The sequence below is a fragment of the Paenibacillus sp. SER-28 genome (assembly GCF_052906305.1).
Genome location: NZ_JBRECM010000004.1, coordinates 122,883 through 143,473, shown reverse-complemented (window position 1 = coordinate 143,473; position 20,591 = coordinate 122,883). Strand labels below are relative to the sequence as shown.

The 20,591-nt window shown below is 47.2% G+C and carries 13 protein-coding genes; 7 read left to right on the top strand and 6 right to left on the bottom strand.

Annotation, left to right across the window (positions count from 1 at the left end):
• The first annotated feature begins 20 nt into the window (after positions 1-20).
• Together ACUYLD_RS13130 and ACUYLD_RS13125 are read left to right on the top strand one after the other, a co-directional pair.
• Positions 21-1,979 carry an acyltransferase family protein gene (locus ACUYLD_RS13130; RefSeq protein ID WP_322159143.1) on the top strand — a complete coding sequence of 653 codons (1,959 nt, stop codon included), beginning with the start codon at positions 21-23 and terminating at the stop codon, positions 1,977-1,979.
• Between the two features lie 196 nt (positions 1,980-2,175).
• Entirely contained in the window at positions 2,176-3,108 is a 933-nt protein-coding gene (locus ACUYLD_RS13125) for a polysaccharide deacetylase family protein (RefSeq protein ID WP_446675240.1), read from the top strand.
• A gap of 76 nt (positions 3,109-3,184) precedes the next feature.
• Here ACUYLD_RS13125 and ACUYLD_RS13120 read toward each other — a convergent pair whose 3' ends face one another.
• The 3 genes from ACUYLD_RS13120 to ACUYLD_RS13110 all read right to left on the bottom strand — a co-directional run bounded on the left by ACUYLD_RS13120 (position 3,185) and on the right by ACUYLD_RS13110 (position 7,359).
• Positions 3,185-4,312 carry a glycoside hydrolase family 88/105 protein gene (locus tag ACUYLD_RS13120; RefSeq protein ID WP_446675239.1) on the bottom strand — a complete coding sequence of 376 codons (1,128 nt, stop codon included), beginning with the start codon at positions 4,310-4,312 and terminating at the stop codon, positions 3,185-3,187.
• Positions 4,313-4,361: 49 nt separating this feature from the next.
• Positions 4,362-5,894 (bottom strand): MFS transporter, encoded by a 1,533-nt coding sequence (locus ACUYLD_RS13115; RefSeq protein WP_025719365.1) that lies wholly within the window; start codon positions 5,892-5,894, stop codon positions 4,362-4,364.
• A 112-nt stretch (positions 5,895-6,006) separates the two neighbouring features.
• Entirely contained in the window at positions 6,007-7,359 is a 1,353-nt protein-coding gene (locus ACUYLD_RS13110; RefSeq protein WP_446675238.1) for a right-handed parallel beta-helix repeat-containing protein, read from the bottom strand.
• Between the two features lie 331 nt (positions 7,360-7,690).
• Here ACUYLD_RS13110 and lepB point away from each other — a divergent pair, with 331 nt between their 5' ends.
• The gene (gene lepB / locus ACUYLD_RS13105) at positions 7,691-8,311 is read left to right on the top strand and encodes a signal peptidase I (RefSeq protein WP_446675237.1); all 621 of its coding nucleotides are present in this window, start codon (positions 7,691-7,693) and stop codon (positions 8,309-8,311) included.
• 172 nt (positions 8,312-8,483) lie between these two features.
• On the opposite strand, the gene ACUYLD_RS13100 is transcribed toward lepB, so the two are convergent.
• Together ACUYLD_RS13100 and ACUYLD_RS13095 are read right to left on the bottom strand one after the other, a co-directional pair.
• A complete protein-coding gene (locus ACUYLD_RS13100; RefSeq protein WP_013312583.1) occupies positions 8,484-9,314 on the bottom strand; it encodes a carbohydrate ABC transporter permease in 831 nt (276 codons plus the stop codon).
• Positions 9,314-10,210 carry a carbohydrate ABC transporter permease gene (locus tag ACUYLD_RS13095; protein WP_134904268.1) on the bottom strand — a complete coding sequence of 299 codons (897 nt, stop codon included), beginning with the start codon at positions 10,208-10,210 and terminating at the stop codon, positions 9,314-9,316. The genes ACUYLD_RS13100 and ACUYLD_RS13095 overlap by 1 nt, the downstream gene beginning before the upstream one ends.
• Before the next feature lie 122 nt (positions 10,211-10,332).
• On the opposite strand from ACUYLD_RS13095, the gene ACUYLD_RS13090 reads away from it, so the two are divergent.
• The 4 genes from ACUYLD_RS13090 (at position 10,333) to ACUYLD_RS13075 (ending at position 16,591) form a co-directional block, all read left to right on the top strand.
• Positions 10,333-12,192 (top strand): histidine kinase, encoded by a 1,860-nt coding sequence (locus ACUYLD_RS13090; protein ID WP_446675333.1) that lies wholly within the window; start codon positions 10,333-10,335, stop codon positions 12,190-12,192.
• Positions 12,185-13,831 (top strand): response regulator transcription factor, encoded by a 1,647-nt coding sequence (locus ACUYLD_RS13085; protein ID WP_446675236.1) that lies wholly within the window; start codon positions 12,185-12,187, stop codon positions 13,829-13,831. The genes ACUYLD_RS13090 and ACUYLD_RS13085 overlap by 8 nt, the downstream gene beginning before the upstream one ends.
• A 106-nt stretch (positions 13,832-13,937) precedes the next feature.
• On the top strand, positions 13,938-15,242 hold the full coding sequence (locus ACUYLD_RS13080; RefSeq protein ID WP_446675235.1) for an ABC transporter substrate-binding protein: 1,305 nt from the start codon (positions 13,938-13,940) through the stop codon (positions 15,240-15,242).
• A gap of 320 nt (positions 15,243-15,562) precedes the next feature.
• Complete coding sequence (locus ACUYLD_RS13075) at positions 15,563-16,591, top strand: NADH:flavin oxidoreductase/NADH oxidase (RefSeq protein ID WP_446675234.1); 1,029 nt, start codon at positions 15,563-15,565, stop codon at positions 16,589-16,591.
• A gap of 124 nt (positions 16,592-16,715) precedes the next feature.
• Here ACUYLD_RS13075 and ACUYLD_RS13070 read toward each other — a convergent pair whose 3' ends face one another.
• On the bottom strand, positions 16,716-20,306 hold the full coding sequence (locus ACUYLD_RS13070) for a family 14 glycosylhydrolase (RefSeq protein WP_446675233.1): 3,591 nt from the start codon (positions 20,304-20,306) through the stop codon (positions 16,716-16,718).
• Positions 20,307-20,591: the final 285 nt, after the last annotated feature.

The following is a 20,591-nucleotide window of genomic DNA, read 5'->3' as shown; positions in this document are numbered from 1 at the left end:
CAAGAAGGACGGCGGCTGAAATGAAGTCTAATCGGTTGTCGTCACAACGTCGTTATATGCCAGGTTTGGATGGTTTAAGAGCGCTGGCAGTCATCGCAGTCATTGTGTATCATCTGAATCCGGATTGGTTGCCGGGTGGTTTGTTGGGTGTGGGCGTGTTTTTTACTTTGTCGGGGTATCTGATTACAGATATTTTGGTGAGTCAGTGGGATACATATCATAGTTTTAAAATGAAAGATTTCTGGTTGCGTCGTGCCAGAAGGTTGCTGCCTGCCATGTTGACGGTTGTGGCTGTCATTGTCCTGTGCTCGTTGCTTTTCGATCCGTCACGGCTCACGGCCTTGCGCGGAGATGTACCTGCCGCCTTGGTGTATATGAGCAATTGGTGGTTTATTTTCCATCAGGTTTCGTATTTTGAAAGTTTTGGCCCACCTTCTCCGCTTGGGCATCTGTGGTCGCTGGCGGTGGAGGAGCAGTTTTATATCCTGTGGCCCTTACTGCTGGCGCTCGGGCTAAAATTCATGCCCAAGCGTATTGTGCTCGCAGGCTGGGTAACTTGTCTGGCATTAATATCTGCGCTCCTGATGGCCGTGATTTACGTACCGGGAAGCGACCCGAGCCGGGTGTATTACGGCACGGATACGCGCGGATTTGCTTTGCTGATTGGTGCGGCACTGGCCTTGGTGTGGCCAAGCGGCAAACTGAAAGAGAAAGCTTCTGCTAAGGCGCGTATGCTTCTGGACAGCATCGGTGCAATAAGCTTGCTGTTGCTTTGTCACTGGGCGTGGGCCTCGAATGAATATGACCCATCTCTGTACCGGGGCGGCCTACTGGGCATAGCTTTAGTCACTGCTATTGTGGTCGCAGCGTTGGCACATCCGGTAAGCCACCTTGGTCGTCTCCTTGGAATCAAGCCGCTACGTTGGATTGGAGCCCGTTCCTACGGACTGTATCTGTGGCATGTTCCGGTTATCACGCTAACGACGCCTCAGGTAGATACCGATGGCGTGCATGTGCTGCGTATCATTTTACAATTGCTAGCTACCGTATTGCTGGCGTCTCTCTCGTTTAAATATATTGAGGAGCCGATCCGCCATGGAGGATTCCGCCACTGGATCACAGGAATCCGCTCTGCGGTTCGTAGACAGGCGCGATGGAGATGGATGCCTACAACTACAGCGGCTGTGCTGTTTGTAGGTATTCTCGTGGGTACCGTCCACCTGTACGTGGCTTCTCCTGATGCAACGATTCAGGCGGCATCAAGCGATGAGAATCCAGTCGCAAGGGCAAAGGCGATGCCGCCGCTTCACGGAACGGTATCCGTGGCTTCCAAGGAGCCTCAAGCCATCAAGCTGCAAGGGTCCGAGGGCAGCAAGGTGCAGACCCCAGTCCCGTCTCAAACCCAGACGCCTAAGAATACGGCGGTCCAGGCTGGTACTACGGACGACGTTACGAAACCGTCGGAACCTTCGGACAAACCCAAAGAAGCTACGCCTATGACAGGTGATGGCTCGAGTGTTACCGCCATTGGAGACTCTGTCATGTTGGATGTACAGTCGTACATTCAGGAATCCTTCCCGGGAGCTGTTGTAGATGGGCGGATCGGCCGTCAGATGGCGGAGGCGCCTGCCGTACTGGAACAGCTAAGACAGAACGGACAGCTCGGTAAGACGGTTATTATTGAGCTGGGCACGAACGGCGCTTTCACCAAGGACCAGTTATCCGATCTGTTGGCTAGCCTGAAGGATGCGAAGCGTATTATACTTGTGAATACCCGTGTGCCTCGGCCGTGGGAGAGTATTGTGAACAAGCATCTTGCCGAAGCAGCGTCCCAGGACCCGCGAATTACAATGATTGACTGGTACGGAGCCAGCTCTGGTAAAAACTCCTATTTCGAGCATGACGGAGTACATTTAAAACCTAAAGGTGCTAAAGCTTATGCGTCCTTGTTGGCTCAGGCCCTAACGAAGCAATCGTAATAAACTGCAATGATACTCATAAATTATGTAAATGCAAGACAAGAAAGCCACCGGGAGTAGGTTGTCCTCTGGTTGAAGCACATCCCTAAATTTTCATCGGCTAAACCTAAGGGGTTTTCCAATGTCTATTCTAAGGTGTGTATATCAACCCTGATCCGGTGGTTTTTCTTATTTTAGTATGGAGGTACATAAGCTAATGGAAAAGGGCTATTCACATAGTAGGACAATGGAGCACCGCTTGAAGAGGAACAGAAAAAGGCTCATTTGGATTGCTATTTTATTATTTGTGGCAGGTTGTATTACTTTCATTGCAATAAAGGTCTCAGATAACAAAACACAGGCGCCAACACAGGAGCTTGCTAAAAAAACAGATTCCGTATCCAAGGACTCATCAAAAGGTAAAGCGGTCTCTCCAAAAAGCGACCCCGAAGTAGAAGATGGTGCCTTTGTCGAAAAATATTTAAAGCAGCAAATGCTAGGGCAGATGCCCGATGGAGCCGATGGTAAAAAAGTGGCCTACTTATCCTTTGATGATGGTCCATCCGTGACGGTAACACCTAAAATATTGGACATTCTAAAAAAACAGAAGGTCAAGGCAACCTTTTTTATCGTAGGAAAAGAAGCCGATGAAAATGAACATACCAGGAACATTATCAAAAGAATTGTTAAAGAGGGTCATGCGATAGGAAACCACACGTACTCTCATAATTATAAGTATTTATATCCTAACAGGCGGGTAAGCACGGACCATGTTATGCAGGAAATTGAGAGGAACAATAAGGTGTTAAAAAGTATTCTGGGGCCAGAATTCACCACAAGAATGGTGCGGTTTCCTGGGGGACACATGACATGGAATAGAAGAGATCCACAGGGAATGGCTGCTTTGGATAAAGTCTTACTTCAGAAGGACTATCATCAGGTAGATTGGAATGTACTAACGAAGGATGCAGAGGGAGCATCCAAGAAAGCCCTTGGACTAATCAACCAATTTATGAGATCAGTGAAAGGTCGAGAAAAAGCCATCATACTCATGCATGACACCTATGGTAAAGAAGAAACTGCAAAAGCTTTGCCGCAAATTATAGAATATCTAAAAAAACAGGGATATGAGTTTAAGGTTATGAAGTAAGATATGTTTATATAAGAAAAGGACGGGGCTGATGGCCACCGTCCTTTTTGCTAATAAGGTATATCGTTCGGGTGTTTTAGATGCGCTCTGCTTCACCCATTGCCTGAATGAAAGCACCGATACCTTTGGGGTCGTTGGTTATAATCGGCTCGCTGATATAGTAAGCGAAGGTACCGTCCCGACGATCTTTGCCACCCAAACCGCTTACTTGCACCGTTTTGTTCAGATTCACGAGTCCTTCTTCAGTGATCGTGATAAATTCATCGATAATACCCTTACGGATGATTTCTGCCTCTTGACGATATTGCTCTGGCAGATAGCCTTTGCGAACGCCCTTGGCAATAGCATAGAGAATCATGCAGGAAGCAGAGGCCTCCAGATAGTTGCCTTTCACATGGCCCAGGTTGAGCACTTGATAAAAGACTCCACTTTCTTTATCACGCACTTTCAGCAGGGCTTCCAGTGTTTCCGTCAGCATATCGATCAGCAAAGGACGGTCTGCATGATCCTCTGGAATATAGTCCAGCACGTCAACGAGTGCCATAACGAACCAACCCATCGAGCGTCCCCAAAAGTTCTTAGAGCAGCCTGTTTCCGGGTTGCACCAATGCTGCTCACCCTTCTCATCCCAAGCATGGTAGAGCAGACCTGTTTCAGGATCACGCGTATGTTCGTAGCAGAGCTTGAATTGCAAGGTCACATCGTCAAACTCTGATGGATCTCCGAATTCGCGGATGAATTCAGCATAGAACGGGGCACCCATGTACAAGCCGTCGAGCCAAATTTGATACGGATAAATTTGCTTATGCCAGAATGCGCCCTCGCTTGTGCGTGGGTGTTTTTCCAGTTGACTGCGTAATTGGTAGGCTGCCTTTTTGTATCGTTCATCTCCTGTGGCACGATACAGCGAGAAGAGCAGCTTGCCGTTATTCACGTGGTCAATATTGTACTCATCTACTTTATAGCGCTGAATTACGCCATTTTCGTCAACAAAATGGTCCATATGTTTTTTTATAAATTCCATGTACTTGGGATCGCCTGTCAATTCGCCAACCCATTCCAGACCTCTGTAAATGACACCGTGGTCATATTCCCATTTTTCATAAAATTCCGGGCTCCGTTGCAGAACGGAATCGCTCATACGTACAGCCCAAGAATCTGTTTTTGTAGGACTGGTGGTTGGTTGTGATGTTGGATTTGCCATGATACAGTCACCTCTTTAGTAAATGTTTAATCTGTAATTGTTATTGTTGTTACATAGATGGAGTGTGTGTCTTAGGGTCAACGGGTTTGTTCTTGAAGCCCACGTTATTGTTACCCCAGCACCGATCGTAATGGAAGCCTGTCAGTTCCTCGAATACCTTCCGGGCTTCCGGTTTGGCTGATTTCATGGAGCCACCGTTTTTGAGGCGGTCAATTTCGGCGATTAGCTTCTTGTGGCTGTCAATATCCAGCTTCATCACGACAGAAGCAATCATACCGATGATCGCGAGAACGATAGTACCAACCACAAGTACATAAAAGATGGCGTGCTGAGCAGCGACGGGCTGACTATCAGCCCCGGATACAAAGCCAAAATGCTGTAACACCCAGCCGAGAATGAAGACGACAACGGCCCGCACCATTTTTCCGGCAAAAGTCATCATACCTGCATAAATACCTTCCCGGCGACGGCCGGTCAACGCTTCATCCACATCGGCAAGGAACGTGTATTGATTCCAAGGAATGTAGTAGACGCCCCCAGTACCAAGCCCCATGAACAGGGTGATGACATATAGCCATACCATCGTATTCGAGGCTCCCGTTATATAGAGCAGGCCATAACCTGCTACGCTAAAGCAAACGACAACGAGTGCGGCGATGAAAGGCATACGGAACCCTTTACGCACGCAGAATTGGATGAAGAAATAGGTAGAAATCAATTGAATGACAGAGTTAAAGCTGTTCAAATTGGATACCATCTCCGAGCTTTGGAACAAGGAGAAGACAATAAAGTACGTAAAAGCAGAAGTAAACAGCCACTCAGCTGAAAAGCCGCCCAGGTACATCCCGAGATGATGACGGAACGTCTTGACTCGGAAGGTAGAGGAAATGTCGACAAACAACTTTTTCATCGAATCTATAAAGGAAAGCGGAGCTTCACCTTCCAGTTCCTTTTGCAGTTCCTCACTTGGACGTTCCCAGGAGTTTTTGTACAAGAATGCCATCGCAATCAGCAGAATAGCTGCAAAAACGAGACCGGTATAAAAGAAAGGCAATGGAGAGTCTTTGCCATACTCGGCAATAAAGCGACCAGGGATAAAAGCGGCAGCGAAATTGGCAATTTTGCCAAACATGGCCTTCCATCCAGTCAATCTGGAGCGTGCGCCGAAGTCCCGTGTCATCTCTGACGCTAGTGCTTCATACGGCACCATGACAGAGGTATACACCAGTTCAAACAGCACGTACGTACTCAGGTAATACCAGAAGCCCAACCCATCTACCCAAAGCATCGGATACACGAGCATCAGCGGGATACCCATCATGATGAAAAAGCGTCGTCTGCCGAATTTACGGCCCAAGCGGGTCCGGTGAAAGTTATCGCTGATAAAGCCCATGACCGGATTGCTGACTGCATCTATGATGCTGGCAACAGAGAAAATGGCCGCGGCCTGAACGGGAGACAGTCCGCAAAAGGTTGTATAAAAGTACATTAACCATGCACCGCTAATAGCAAGTGCGCCACTTCCTAGCATGTTACCGCTTCCATAGGCGAGTGTATGTTTCAGTGTGATTCTTCGTTCCATGATCTGTTCACCTCATATTTTGTCTGGTTATGAGGACAATCACCGGTCGCTATATTATGCAAAATTGTCTGAGTTGGTAGATGGGCCAGGGCGTCCTGATTAGGCGGGGCTTTTAACGTGCCCCTATATTTTTTCCGCTCGGAGTACCCGAGCCGATCAGATCGCTTCCTTTGGCCAGCTTAAGGAAATCACCGAGCTGGATGGAACCGTCTGCACTTCGAGTGATAGAAGGCGTGAGGCTAACAAAGTCGTCTGCACTGACTACCAGACCTTTGGCATTCGTCGATTTCTTGTTTTTCCACCAAACGCTAGAGTCGTCCTGATCTGTACCGCTTGTTTTATCACTTGCTGTTCCTTCAAAAGAAAGATTGTTAATGAACACGTGATCACCCTTGTCAAAAGCAAAATTACTTTGTCCATTGTCCCACGAGGTATTATTGGTCAACGTAATGCTGCCGGGGTTGCTATTGTAGGTGAAGCCGTGTTTTTTGTTCTGGAAAGCAATACTGTTTTTCACAATATGGTTGACTTTGATTTTGTCTCCACCCAGCTTAAAGCCATTGCCGTCGCTGTTCGCGGTAGACGTTCCATCTGCGGTCTGCCCGTTGTGGTGGGCCACACTGTTCAAAATGGTTACTTCGCCGATGGGACCCGTTTCGGTTTTGCTATACAAATCCCAGCCATCGTCTACGTTGTACGCAGCCAAGCAGTTATCAAACACATTGCCTGATCCCACAGTCAATTTGGCAGCGAAGCCATCGGCATCCTCACCATTATCGGGATCAGCGTTATCGTGAGAGTAAGAATTCAAAATCAAATTGTTCGATGGCCACTCACTAGTGGAAGCGTTAGGGGAGTAACGTCCAAGCTGAAGTCCAGTATCCCGGTTGTGGTGGGTTTCCACGTTTTCGATTCGGTTATTGCTGCCGCCGATATAGATACCATTATCTCCGGCACCCTTTACTTCAAGGCCCTTTACCAGCCAAAAGTCTCCGTTAAGCTGAAGTCCACGATTGGCTGAACCAAAGGCTTGAGCAGAGAAATCAAGTACCGGCTTTTCACTACCGTAAGCGACCAACCCTTTGAGTGAGCCGTTATTGCCGCTATTTTCACGCTGAATTGTAATCGTTGAGGAGTAGGTGTAGTTACCACCGCGCAGGTAAATGGTTTTACCAGGAGCAATTTGCGTAAGTGCTGATTCGAGCGTGGTAGGACTGGATATTGTACCCGGATTGGACACGTTACCATTTGGCGCTACATACAAATCACCTGCCGCTAACGTTGTGGAGACGGTGGTTGAGTCGGTTGTACTAACTGCCTCTTCTGTGAGTGCGGAAGAAGGGATGTCGTTGGATAACGTATCTGCGTAAGCGGTTCCAATAAGGCAAGAAGAAGCAAAAACAAAAGAAACACCGAGTCTTAGAGCGTTAAAGCCGGTTTTTGGACGATCATTTCGTTTAAACATGTAATTTCCTCCTTATTTGAGCTCATATTTTAAAAGAAGATAGCATCTATAAAAGTGACTCATGCTGTCTTTCCACTAAAAACAGGACACCTCCTGGGGGAATAGATTGATCTACCATTAGTCCAAAACGCTCTAAGAAGTATATGCACAGTGTAATATATGTTAACGTTTGCATCAACAGTTTTTTACTGTTTTTTTGATATTGTGAAAAAAAGTTCACACTTTTGTTTCAACTAAAGATGCAGTTTTGCCAGACTGGGAAAATTTGATTATACTTAAACATTATACATATAATAGGAATGAAAACTGTGGGAAAGGGTGGGTTTAGCGCATGGAGAGTGGAAATCATTTGACGGATTCAACTGTCGAACAATTGCAGGAAAAGCGGCCACGAGTGAAAAATGAGATGATCGATTGGCTTAAGGCCATTATTGTAGCCATTGTGCTCGTGTTCATTATACGTTGGCTATTATTTGCGCCATTTATTGTTGAGGGAGCGTCCATGGAACCGAATTTCAAGACAGATGAACGAGTGGTCGTGAACAAGGTGATTTACGATTTTCGTGATCCCAAGCCGAGTGAGGTTGTTGTATTCCATGTGAGAAAGGAACAAAGAGACTTTATTAAGCGTGTTATTGGAGTGGCTGGAGATACGATTCAGTATCAAGGCGACAATCTTTATGTGAACGGTAAGAAAGTAGAGGAGTCATACATTCAGGGAGCTATTCAGGATGCGCACGCCAAGGGAGAACTATATAACAATGTTGATTTTCCAAATGGGACCATAACCGATTCCAAAGTACCTGAGGGTTATGTTTTTGTGATGGGTGACCACCGCAATAATAGTAGGGATAGTCGTGCTATTGGCTTTGTCTCTATTAAAGATATTGTTGGCCGTGCGGATGTGATTTTTTGGCCGGTGGATAGCGCACAATGGGTTAAGCATAAATAATATAAGAGCGCCTAAGAGGGGGGGATTCCTCACTTAAGGCGCTAGGCCAATTTAAGGCTTAGCATGTGTACCATGGACAAGCCTGTTTAGGCCTGAACAGGTTGAAACCAAGAGGACTTGCGCGAACAACACGCAAGTCCTCTTTTTTTGCATCTGGCTTCGATTCCTTGACTCAGCCTTTGACGGCTCCAGCAACGACGCCTTTAACAATGTATTTTTGCAGAAAAATAAATACGATGATCGAAGGCAGAACAGCCATTACCATCGCGGTCATGGCATATTGCCAGTCTGACGTATACTGTCCGACAAAGGTGTAGGCGGCCAGCGTCAGCGTTTTGGTGCTGGGTGAGCCGTTGACCATGAGTAACGGAAGCAGAAAATCGTTCCAAATCCACATCACGTCGATAATGACAATGGTGGCGGTGACTGATTTTAGCAAGGGAAAAATCACGGAAAAGAAAAGCCGGAATCCCGAGGCCCCATCGATTTTGGCGCTTTCATCAATCTCAGCCGGAATACCTTTCACGAAGCCGTGATAGATAAACACTGCCAGCGGTGCGCCGAAGCCCCAATACAGCAAGCCAAGTCCCCAAGTGCTATCTGCCAGATTTAAGTCTTTCGCCAGTCGCAAGACAGTGAGCATGATGGACTGAAATGGGATCAGCATCGGCATAATGCACAGCATGTAAATCACGGAGCTCCATTTGCTTTTGGTTCTTGCCAGCTTGTAGGCCGCGATGGAAGATATCAGTACGATACCTGCCAGTCCGACGACGGTGATAATGGTGTTATTCAGAAATAGGCGCGGATAGTCAATGAATTTCCATACATATACGTAGTTATCCAGCGAAAGCTGCTTGGGCAGCGCAATAACGTCGGTCATGACCTCAGCGAAGCTTTTGAACGAATTGTTAATGGCGAGAAACAGCGGGTACAAAAATAACAATGATAATACAATCATGCCCGCTTCTAGCAAAATACGTCCCGTACGGCTGCGTTGCATCAGGCTTCAACCTCCCTGCGTTTGAAAATAGACAATTGAATAATCGTAATGATCAGGACTGCAACGAATAAAATCAATGCTTTGGCTGTTCCGTAGCCATACAGATTGTTCTGGAACGTGTCCCGGTAAATATCATACGCAATGCTGTATGTTGTACCACCTGGCCCACCGCCGGTCAGAGATAAAATGACGTCAAACACTTTGATCGAGTTGGTCAGTGCCATGAAGACTGAGATCGTAATGGAAGGTGCGAGCATCGGTAGAATAATACTGAAAAATCTCCGAATCGGCCCCGCGCCATCGACAATGGCAGCTTCTTTTAAATCCTCTGGCACAGATTGCAAGCCTGCAATATAAATGACCATGTAAAAGCCAATGGATTGCCAGATCGATACCGCCAAAATGGAAATAAACGCGAGCCCTTCCTCACCCAGCCAGCTTAGCTGGAAGATGCCCCAGCCTGTACTGTGTCCCAGTGACTCAAAGCCTTGCATGAAGATGAATTTCCATATAAAGCCGACAATCACGAGACTGAGGATATACGGGATAAAGAAAGCCGCCCGCAGCCAAGCCGAGCTTTTCAGCTTCATATCGAGAACGAGCGCCAGCAAAATGGCCAGCACATTCACCAATACAATGTACAGAATGGCATATTTGACGGTAAACCAGGCTGCATGTGCAAAATTGGCGTCCCCAAGCAGGATTTGCTTGAAGTTATCCAGACCTACAAATTTCGGATGTTTGGATATGCCGTTCCACTTGGTCAGGGAATAGCGTATCGTCATCAAAAACGGAATATAAAATGCAATCGTAATGCACAGGATTACGGGCAGTGTGAATAAACCGAATTCCAGTTTACTGCCCTTGTCGCCCCAAGTTCCCCTTTTTTTCAGCATAACGCACCTCTTTTTCTCAACATTTTCCGCTCTTTCGCTCCAAGCTGTTTAAGATATAATGAAAGTATAGGATAGCCCCTAGGGCCGGACCAATGGATTTAAGAAAACAGTTGAGGGTAAAAATGTGTACGCTTTCAAAAGGGGCGATTATCATGATGTCAGAGCGTGTAGGAACGTTTCTTCGCTCTATGTGGAGGAGGATCACGCAAAAATTAGTGAACAAGCTCATTCTACTTTTTACCTCGGTGATTATTCTGGTGGTGGGCTCACTCACAATTATTTCCTATCAGATGATTGAAAAGGAGTCGGTTAACCATAGCATCGCCAGCACGACCAATAATCTATTGCTGGTCAATCAGAATTTGGAGGATTACTTGGAGGGAATGCAGCAGTTGGCTCTTCCGCAGCTTCGTTATAACGATATCATGAACGCCATTGCCAATGAGAATCGAGACTATGCTTCGAGAATGGTCATTGAAAATTACTTGCGCAGCATGTTTTATTCACGTAATGATCTGGAAGCGATCTATCTGTACGTGGCGGACCGACATCAATACTATGTGGTCACCAGGGAGACATACAACATTACGGTGCGCAAAGGAATAAACACGGATATTCCCAAGCTTCCCTGGTATAAAGAGGCGATGGCTAGTACCACGAACGAATCATTTCAATCCTTTGTGGGGTCCCGCTCTGATATGGGCTATGTGGCACCACAAGCCAGCTTTATGGCATACCATCGAGTGCTGAGGTCGATTGCATCCCGCCACCCGCAGGCGGTGCTGTCCTTTTATTACAATACGAGCGCCGTGAATGAAATCATGCAGAACATTCCACTGGGCAAAGGGGACCAATTGATGCTAATGAGCCCTAAAGAGGTTCCCTTTTATGTGAACAGCTTTCCGCTATATGAGCGGATGCGTGATTCTGGAGTGTTGTCACAGATCGGCAAGGGAGGAAGCGGGCGAGTAACGTGGTCAGATAGCAGTGGGGATCAGGAGTATTTGGTCGTCTATGATGTTGGTGAAAAAGAGGGGTGGCAGCTCATTAAGCCCATCCCATACCGCCAGATTTATGAAGCAGCTACGACAACACGGAATTGGAGCTATGCCATCGGAGCTTTATTTTTAGGTGTGTCTATTATATTAGTGACACTGACCTCGAACGCCATTACCCGACCTTTACATAAGCTGTCCACCCAGATGAAGCGGTTTAGCACCGGAGATTTTGGAGCAACAGCTCCTGTGAAGGGACATGACGAGATTGCATATTTGTCGCTGCATTTTAACGAAATGGTACAAAGAACCGAAGAACTTATTAATGAGCGCTATCGCATGAAGCTGGTCGAAAAGAACGCCATACTCAAGGCGTTGGAGGCTGAAATTAATCCTCATTTTCTGTACAATGCCCTGCAAGCCATATCCACGCAGGCATTAAAGCGGGAGATGTTCGACATGGCGGATATGGTGGATGCGTTGGCCCAAACGTTGCGGTATTCCATCAACGGCAAGGATATCGTAGTTGCCCGCGAAGAGCTCAAGCACATTGAACGGTATATAGGTCTGCAAAAGGCAAGGTTCGGAGCGAGACTGCGGGTCGAAGTGGTATGGGAAGAAACGCTGATGGAGCTGCCGATTCCGAGATTATCTGTGCAGACGTTGGTGGAAAACGCTATCAAGCATGCGTTGGAAAAAGTATCAAGCGATATTCTGATCGTCATTTCAGCCGAATCGAGTTCTACAAATGCCACAATTACAGTCAGGGACAACGGACCTGGAATTTCAGAGGACAAGCTGAAAATGGTGCTGGATTCATTCCATGAAAAATGGGAAGAACGGGAGAGCGAGCATATTGGTTTGAAAAATCTGAACACACGGTTGAAGCTTTTGTATGGAGATCAGGCAGGATTATTCATACTTACGGATGAAACGGGAACGGAAATGAGAATGCAAATTCCCCGGGGAGGAAGTAGTCATGTATAACGTATTGATTATTGACGATGAGGAGCCATTGCGCGAAGCCATTCGTATTATCGGGGATTGGGACGGTCTGGGCATCGAACATATTTATGAGGCGACGAATGGAAGGTTGGGACTGGAGCTGTTGGGTCAGCACCATATAGATGTGGTGATGGTCGATATGAAAATGCCTGAGCTGAACGGTATCGAATTTCTTCGTGCCATCGAAAAGGCATATCCCCACCTGCTGACGATTGTCATTAGTGGCTACAATGACTTTGAATTTACACGGCAGGCGATTCAATCCCGGGTGGTGGACTATCTGCTCAAACCTATCAATCGTCAGGATCTGAACCAGGCACTGCGCAAAGCAGTGGACATTCTGGAAAGTCGAGAGCAAAGCAAAAACAAGTTCATTAGCCAGAACATTACGCTGAATATGTCACTGCCGAAGCTGAAAGAGAAGCTATATTTGTCCATTTTGGACGGTAGCTTTAAAAGGCAGGCCAATACGGCGTTGCTCCCATTGATCGGAGCGGATCAGCCGGGGAATCGCTTTGGGGTGATCGTGCTGCGGCTGCTGAACAGGGATGAGATTCGCAGGACGCGTTTTCATGGCGATGCCGATCTGATGGATTTTGCCGTGACCAATGTGTTAGCTCAGACGTCAGATGAACGGTTGAGTTGTTTTAGCTTCTCCCATCCGCGACGGGAGCGTGAGGTCGTTTCGATCTGTACCTTGGCCCCAGGACAAGAAGAACATATGGCCTTACTATTGGCACAAGTGACACAGAAGGCGGTGGTGAACCTGCATGGGCTGTTCAGCATGGTGGTAGTTGCCGGATTGGGTAAGCTCTGCACAGATGTATTGGAGCTAGCGTCTGCTTATATGGATGCCAAGACGCTCATTCACAGCACGGATGTGTTGAAGCTGGAGGGGGAATCCATTCTTCATACAGTGCCACGGCAAATAGTTACGTTAGAGGAAATGTCATGGACGGAGCGACTGCTGTCGATCCAAAAGGATGCTCAGACAGGTCAGGCGAACCGGGCAAAAGTACTGCTGGGCGATCTGCTGAAACAATTGGCATCAGGCCCTATTTTTCGTTTACAGGATGCGGATCGAATGATGAAGGAGTTCCATTTTTTACTGAGAGAAGCTACGGTTGAGTTAGGTGCGTCTACGTCAGTTTTGAATCAAGATAGAGCTTTGGAAGAACCGGAGTACGTGGGTGAAGAGGATTTGTCTGCTGATTTTACGAGCTTTGTCCACTACGGTCAGAGATTGAATCGGATGCTGGAGCTTTACATTGCTGGGGTCCAACATACTCAATCAGGGAACCAGCCCTTTGACATAACGGACATCAAAAGGCACATCGACCGTTATTATTTTGAGGATATCAAAATTTCGTTTTTTGCCGAAACCTATTTCTTGAGTCGGGAATACCTGATGAAGCTGTTCAAACAGCAGTTTGGTTACGGTATTCACGAATATGTACAGAAGGTTAGAATGGACAAGGCGAAGGAGCTGCTGGGTGATTCTAGCCTGAAAATACAGGAAATCTCGGATATGCTCGGCTACAAAGATAAAAATTATTTCAGTAAGGCTTTTCGTAATTATTATCAGGTGTCACCGTCTGAGTATCGCGTGAGCCTGCAATAAACCACTTTTTTACCCTTAACGCTTCACTAATCTGCCTTTTTAAATGGGAGTATATTTTTTAGAATGATCGCATGGACGTTGATCACAAACAAATGGGGGAGTATCCATGTTAAAGAAGATGATGGCGTTATCCGGCAGTTTGCTTTTGACGGTCGGTTTGTTGAGCGGATGTGGAAGCAACGGCGGCACGGATGCGTCGAAAGAAAGTGCTGGCGGCAAAGAAGATTTGAAAACGGTTACAATAAACATGTTCACAGCTTCACCAGAGTATACCGATGCTTTTAACGCGTATATCGAGGAGTATAAGAAGGTCAAACCTAACGTGAAGATCAATCTGGAGATCATGCAGGCAGACTACAACACGATTCTGAAGTCGAAAATAGCCTCAGGTAGTACACCGGATGTATTCCAAACGACGGCAGGAGGCGACATCGATACGTATGCGGATTATAGCGCCGATCTGACCAATGAGCCGCTGGCAGCAGCCATGACGGATGCCGTTCGAGCGAATATGAGTTCCAGTGACGGCAAAGTGCTCGGACTCCCGGTGAAGGGGAACCTGTTTTCGTTGATTTACAACAAAGATTTGCTTACCAAGGCTGGGATAACCTCCCCGCCAAAGACGATTGCAGAGATGCAGGATGCTGTTACCAAGCTGGAGGCGAAGGGCATTACTCCATTTGCGAACGCATATAAAGAGTGGTGGGTATGGAAGCACATCTTCATGCACTATGTAGATGCTGCCGCACAGGATGCAGGCGTGGAGTCGAAGCAGCTCGTTAGTGATTTTATCGCAGGCAAAGCAAAAATCAAGGACTACCCAGTGCTGTACAATAACTTCTTTAGCTTCATTGATTTGACGGTGAAACATGGCACAGATAAGCCACTGGAACGGGACAGCAATGCGGAAGTAAGTGATTTTGCATCCGGAAAAGCTGCATTTATGACCGGTAAAGGTGCGTGGGATGAGGAAGCGATCAAGAAAATTAACCCTGATCTCAAGATTGGCATCATGGGATATCCGGTGAGTGACAAAGCGGATCAATCGGTCATCATTACCGGTGCAGATCAGGCGCTGCGTATCAACAAGGATTCCGAAGTATCGAAGGAAACGATTGAATTTTTCAACTGGCTGTACACTTCGGAATACGGTAAGAACTGGTTCTCCCAGGTAGCGAAGGTGATTCCTCCAATTAAGGATGCACCGCTTCCTGATCTGGAAATGCCTAAGGAAATGGAAAGCATTTTGAAAACGTCGAAGTCCGGTGATCTGTCTGTTAACTACTCGCTGGATACGTTCCACCAAAAATTTGGCGAGTTGATGCAGGCATATATCAGCGGTAACATGAATAAGGATCAGGCGGTTGCAGAAATTGAGAAGGCATGGGTGCAATTAGGCTCAGCACAATAAGATTAGTTCCGCAGAGGCGTCCGTAAGGGCGTCTTTTTATGTTATAGCCAGGAGGTGGGGAGGGGATGGATAAAAAAATACTTAATAATAATTAAATATTTACTTGCAAAAAGTTATTGAGTTGTGGATAATAGGTTGTGTGCAATATATCTACACCATACAACATACATAATGACTGCAAGTTGCAAATGTGAGAGATCCCCCGTTGGAGGGAATCTCTTTATTCCGTTTGGACTATGCCGATTATGCCTATAATAGACCGTGTTAATTTGGAGCGTATTTTTAGTTATGTGGTAGAGATGAAAAAGGAGATGAGCGTTTTGAAGACTTCGTTGTTTACGCCGTATACAATCAAAGATTTGGAATTAAAGAATCGTGTGGTGATGCCCCCGATGTGCCAATACTCGGTGACAGCCAAGGACGGGATTCCGAATGATTGGCATCATGTCCATTACCTGAGCCGAGCTATTGGAGGCACGGGCCTGATTATTATAGAAATGACGGACGTGGAACCGGATGGACGGATTACAGATTATGATCTGGGTCTTTGGTCAGACGAGCATGTCCCGGCTTATAAGAAGCTGGTTGACGGCATTCATGCGCACGGGTCCAAGGTAGGTATCCAGATTGCTCACGCGGGCCGTAAAGCTGAGGATGCAGCTGAGCCAGTTGCTCCTTCCGCGATTGCATACCCGGATGCGAATTATAAACAGCCACGCGCGCTTACGACGGAGGAAGTCCGTGGCATGGTGCAAAAATTCGCAGACGCTACCCGGCGTGCAGTTCAAGCGGGCGTGGATACGATTGAACTTCACGGGGCACATGGTTACTTGATTCACCAATTCCATTCGCCAGTTACAAACAAGCGGGACGACGAGTACGGTAAGGATTTATCCCGTTTTGGCGTTGAAGTCATTCAGGCTGTACGCAAGCAAATGCCTGCGGGTATGCCGTTAATCTTACGCATCAGCGCGGTGGAATACGTAGATGGTGGGTACGATGTGGATCATGCGATTGAGCTGAGCCGTGCATATCAGGCTGCAGGCGTAGACGTGATCCATGTTAGCACGGGCGGGGAAGGCCCTGCTGGCGCCAGAAAGCCGGGCAACTATCCAGGCTATCAAGTGCCGTTCGCACGCCAAATTCGCGAGGCACTGAACATCCCGGTGATTGCTGTAGGCTCGTTGGATGACCCAGCCTTGGCGCAGTCCGTTATCGGCAACGAGGATGCCGATCTGGTCGCTGTGGGACGCGGATTGCTGCGCGATCCATATTGGGCGATTCATGCAGCAGTGACGCTGCGCGGCGAGGAGCCTTCCATACCTGAACAATATCAACGTGGCTACTGAGGCCTAAGTAATCCCACGTTGTTTATATATAAACAAGGCACCTGCAACGAAGTGTACGCTTCGTTGCAGGTGCCTGTTTTGTTTTATGGACAGATGGTACAGTGTATTGAATATTCGGTGTAACTTATTTGGTGAAAACTTTAACTTCCTTTGGAGCGAGAGTCACGGTGATCGAACCGTTGTTAATCTGAATGGAGTCGTTGCTCAGCTGGTTGGTCAGACGGGTACCGTTGGACAGATTGTCGAAGTTGCCAATCGTGCGAGTTTGACTGCTCCATGAGTTGTTGATAAGTACGATGGCCTCGTCGCCGTTTTTAGAGCGCTGGAAGCTGTAAAAGGAGTCGTCTACCCATTTTTCCTTTTGGCTCCCGTTTTGCAGGGCAGGATGGCTGTTGCGCACACGGTTCAGCTTAGCGATGTACTGATACAGATCATGATTGGCGTTAAACACAACGTTTTCCCGGTTAGCAGGATCATCTCCGCCACTAAAGCCTTGCTCGGTGCCTTGATAGATGATAGGAATCCCGCGTGACGTCAGAGTAAAGCCCAAAGCAGTTTTGAGCTGTGGCCATTTGTCATAGTTAGCACCCGGCTTGCCGGAGGCGTCATTCAGGAAACGTTTTACATCATGATTGTCGATAAATACACCGTTGGTCTGGGCATCGCGATAGTAACGATCATCGGAGTAGCGCTCCTTGATTTTTCTCATGGATTGATCGTGTCCGAACACGTCCTTGATTGTATAATACATCGGAAAATCTAATGCGGCATCGAGATATCGGGTGTAATCCCCCACATAAGCAGGGTCGCCATGGAAAATTTCGCCCATGGTGAAGGTATTGGCGGCTTGGTCAAAATCCTTCAGGAACCCTTTGGGTACATGCTTCACAGTGTCCACCCGCAGTCCGTCGACCCCCGACTCGTTCAACAGCCATTTGATCCAGTTTTTGAGCTCATTTGCTGTTGCAGGGTTGTCCTGATTCAGGTCATCTAATCCAGCCACATCACCGTTTTCGATTTTCCATTGGTTGTTGGAGTTGTAGTCCGCCCCTGTAATGTCACCATTGTGATGATACCAATCTGGTTTGTCAAAAGGAGCCTTGGCGATACCGTTCCCAGGTTGAAAATCGCCGGTGTGATTGGGAACTACGTCCAGCATAACAGCGATATTTTTGTCGTGTGCCTTACCAACCAGCTCTTTGAACTTGTCCATGGTACCGAGATGTCCGTCTACCGCATAAAAATCATACGTATGGTAGCCGTGGTAAGCGTATTCGCTCTTTTGCATCGTTACCGGAGTAATCCAGATGGCGGTAAACCCCATATTTTTAATGTAGTCGAGTTGGTTAATAATACCTTGAAAATCGCCACCATGCCACTTGCGCTGATCGCTGTTGTTAGAATTGAAACCACCGTAATTATCGTTGGATGGATCTCCGTTGCTGAAACGGTCTGTCATGATAAAATAAATGCTCTGTTTGCTCCAGTCTGTGCCAAGGGGAGTGGGCTTGGAGAAGGTGCCCGGATCTATAGAGGTGAAGGCGCTCGAAAGCGCCTCCGTTTGAGCAGTTACTTCAACTCCGTTAACATTGGGTGTGTAGGTAGAAGTGCTTACATTTAAGGATACACCCGAAAGTTTTTCTGTTTGGATAGGCCCTGCCACTTCGTTGAGGTCGGTTGTGTAGGTGGAAGTCACTACGCTGACGGCACTTCCTGAAGGTGCCCCCGTTCGGATAGATCCTGCAGCTCCGTTCAAGCCGGGTGTGTAGGTAGAAATTCCAGTGCTGAAAAGGTAATTTTTAGTATTGTTGCTGTCCCAGTTGTTATTGCCGTCATTAAAAGCAGCTTCCAATTGGGAGGCAGAACCGATATCGACGGTAATTTTAGCATAGCCGCTAATTTCGGCATCCTGCATTTTCACACCCGGTGCAGCAGTCCAGCTACCACCAGCCGGACGGTAGTGAATGTAAGGCGAGTTAAAGCCTTTTTTGTAGTATACCGTTACTTTGTTAGTTGTACCGCCGCCATCCCCGGGATTCGCGCCCGATGGAGCGCCTGAAGTGATCGTTCCTGCATTGCCACTATTACCGGGCGTGTACGTAGAAGTGCCTGTGCTAAAGGAGTAGTTTTTGGTGTTGTTGCTGTCCCAGTTGTTATTGCCGTCGTTAAAAGCGGCTTCCAATTGGGAGGCAGAACCGATATCGACGGTAATTTTAGCATAGCCGCTAATTTCAGCATCCTGCATTTTCACACCCGGTGCAGCAGTCCAGCTACCACCAGCCGGACGGTAGTGAATGTAAGGCGAGTTGAAGCCTTTTTTATAGTATATCGTTACTTTGTTGCCTGTACCGCCATTATTGTCAGGCTTGGCTTTGCTGATGATATATTGTTTGAATCCACTCAACTCACCGGTTGGTGAGCCATCATTGTTGACGAGATTGTTGATGCGCAATAACGTAAACCCGTGATAACCGAACTTCGTGATTTTTTCCTCGATTTTTTGGAAGCCGCTGCCGCCTGTCGGGAGTGCATTTTCACCATTCAGGCGAACACCCTTGGCATTCGCGATGGAGGAGACGGTATCAACCAGGGTGGACGGCAACGAATAATTCGGTGCTGTGCCACTGTCACTCATCTCCAGGCAAGTAAATGTCAAGTCTAGATCGGCATCCTTGAATTTCTGAATGAGACGGTTGTAATCATAATATCCACCCGCTTGTTCTGTGCTGTGCGGCATGGCAGGATTGTTCATCTGCCAGTGCAGACCGGAAATCTTGGCTCCGATACGGACACCGAACACAGAATCGAAGTTTTTGTGTGCAGCTGCTCCGATGACGCCCAGATGCTTCTCAAGCACACTTTGGTACCACGACAGAAAATCCTTTCCATACGTGGAATTATATCCCTCATTCGTGTAAAATCCGTCCCCATCGGTCGGCGGATTGATTTGGCTAAGGCTACTCAGCTTGGTACCCCATGCTGCATTAATCTTGTCCATTGATCCGTACTTTTCATTCATGGCCGTGCGGAACGCACTTTTGGCTGTTTCAGTGTAGGCTTGGAATTTGCCCCGTGCAGGATAACTCCATCCCGCTGCCGGATAGTATGAAGGATATCGCAATTCTCCAGAGGGCCCACCGCTTAAATAAATTTTGGGAATGATGCTTTTGTAGCTAGCAAAGGTTTGAGCAAATGAGGCATATAGCTCGTCATATTGTTTACCAGTCCCGCTCCATAATGGAGAGAGGGCTTCGTTATTGGCAAAACCGCTTTCGTCCTTGAACTGCATTTCATCTGCACTGCCCTTGCTCGACAGCCAGCTTGGCAGTGGGATGTTGCAGTCATCTCCCACATTTCCTCCACACTTATGCGTTGAGATGATAGGAACCCACTTCAGTCCCGCTTCTTTCACGGCATCTGCATAGGTCTTGTAGTAGCTCCAATCGAACTGGTTGTCTCCTGCGCTCTCCACATAGCCCCACCAGACGTCGGTAGTGATGGCATACACGCCATTGTTTTTCAACGTTTGCAGTTGCTTTTTAAAGGAACCCCAGTCATTAATTTTCGCCAGCGGTCCCATAACGGAAGCCTGAAAATCATCTGCAACCGCAGCGCTCGCCGTATTAGAGGGTGAGCCAATGAAGGCGGTCAGAGACAGCACAAGGCTTAGTAGAAGCATACACCCTTTTTTCCATAGACTTCGATACAAGGTCAAACCGATCATCCTCCCCAAAGCATAGTCTAATTCGACAACATTTTGTAAACGTCTACAAAAATAGTATAAAGCAAGCGGTTGCATAAAAAGAAGAATTTATTGCACACTCAGAGTGGACAAATATGACATTTTACGTAAGCAACCGTGTGCTTAAAAGTTTCCAGGCAAAAAAATAAGGCATAGGTCTGAGTAAGACGCATGCCTTTTAATGATGTGTGGATAGACAATGCCAGTATAGGAGAAAGCGAATCTAGGCGTAGAGAAGCCTTGTTCCAGTCTGTATGA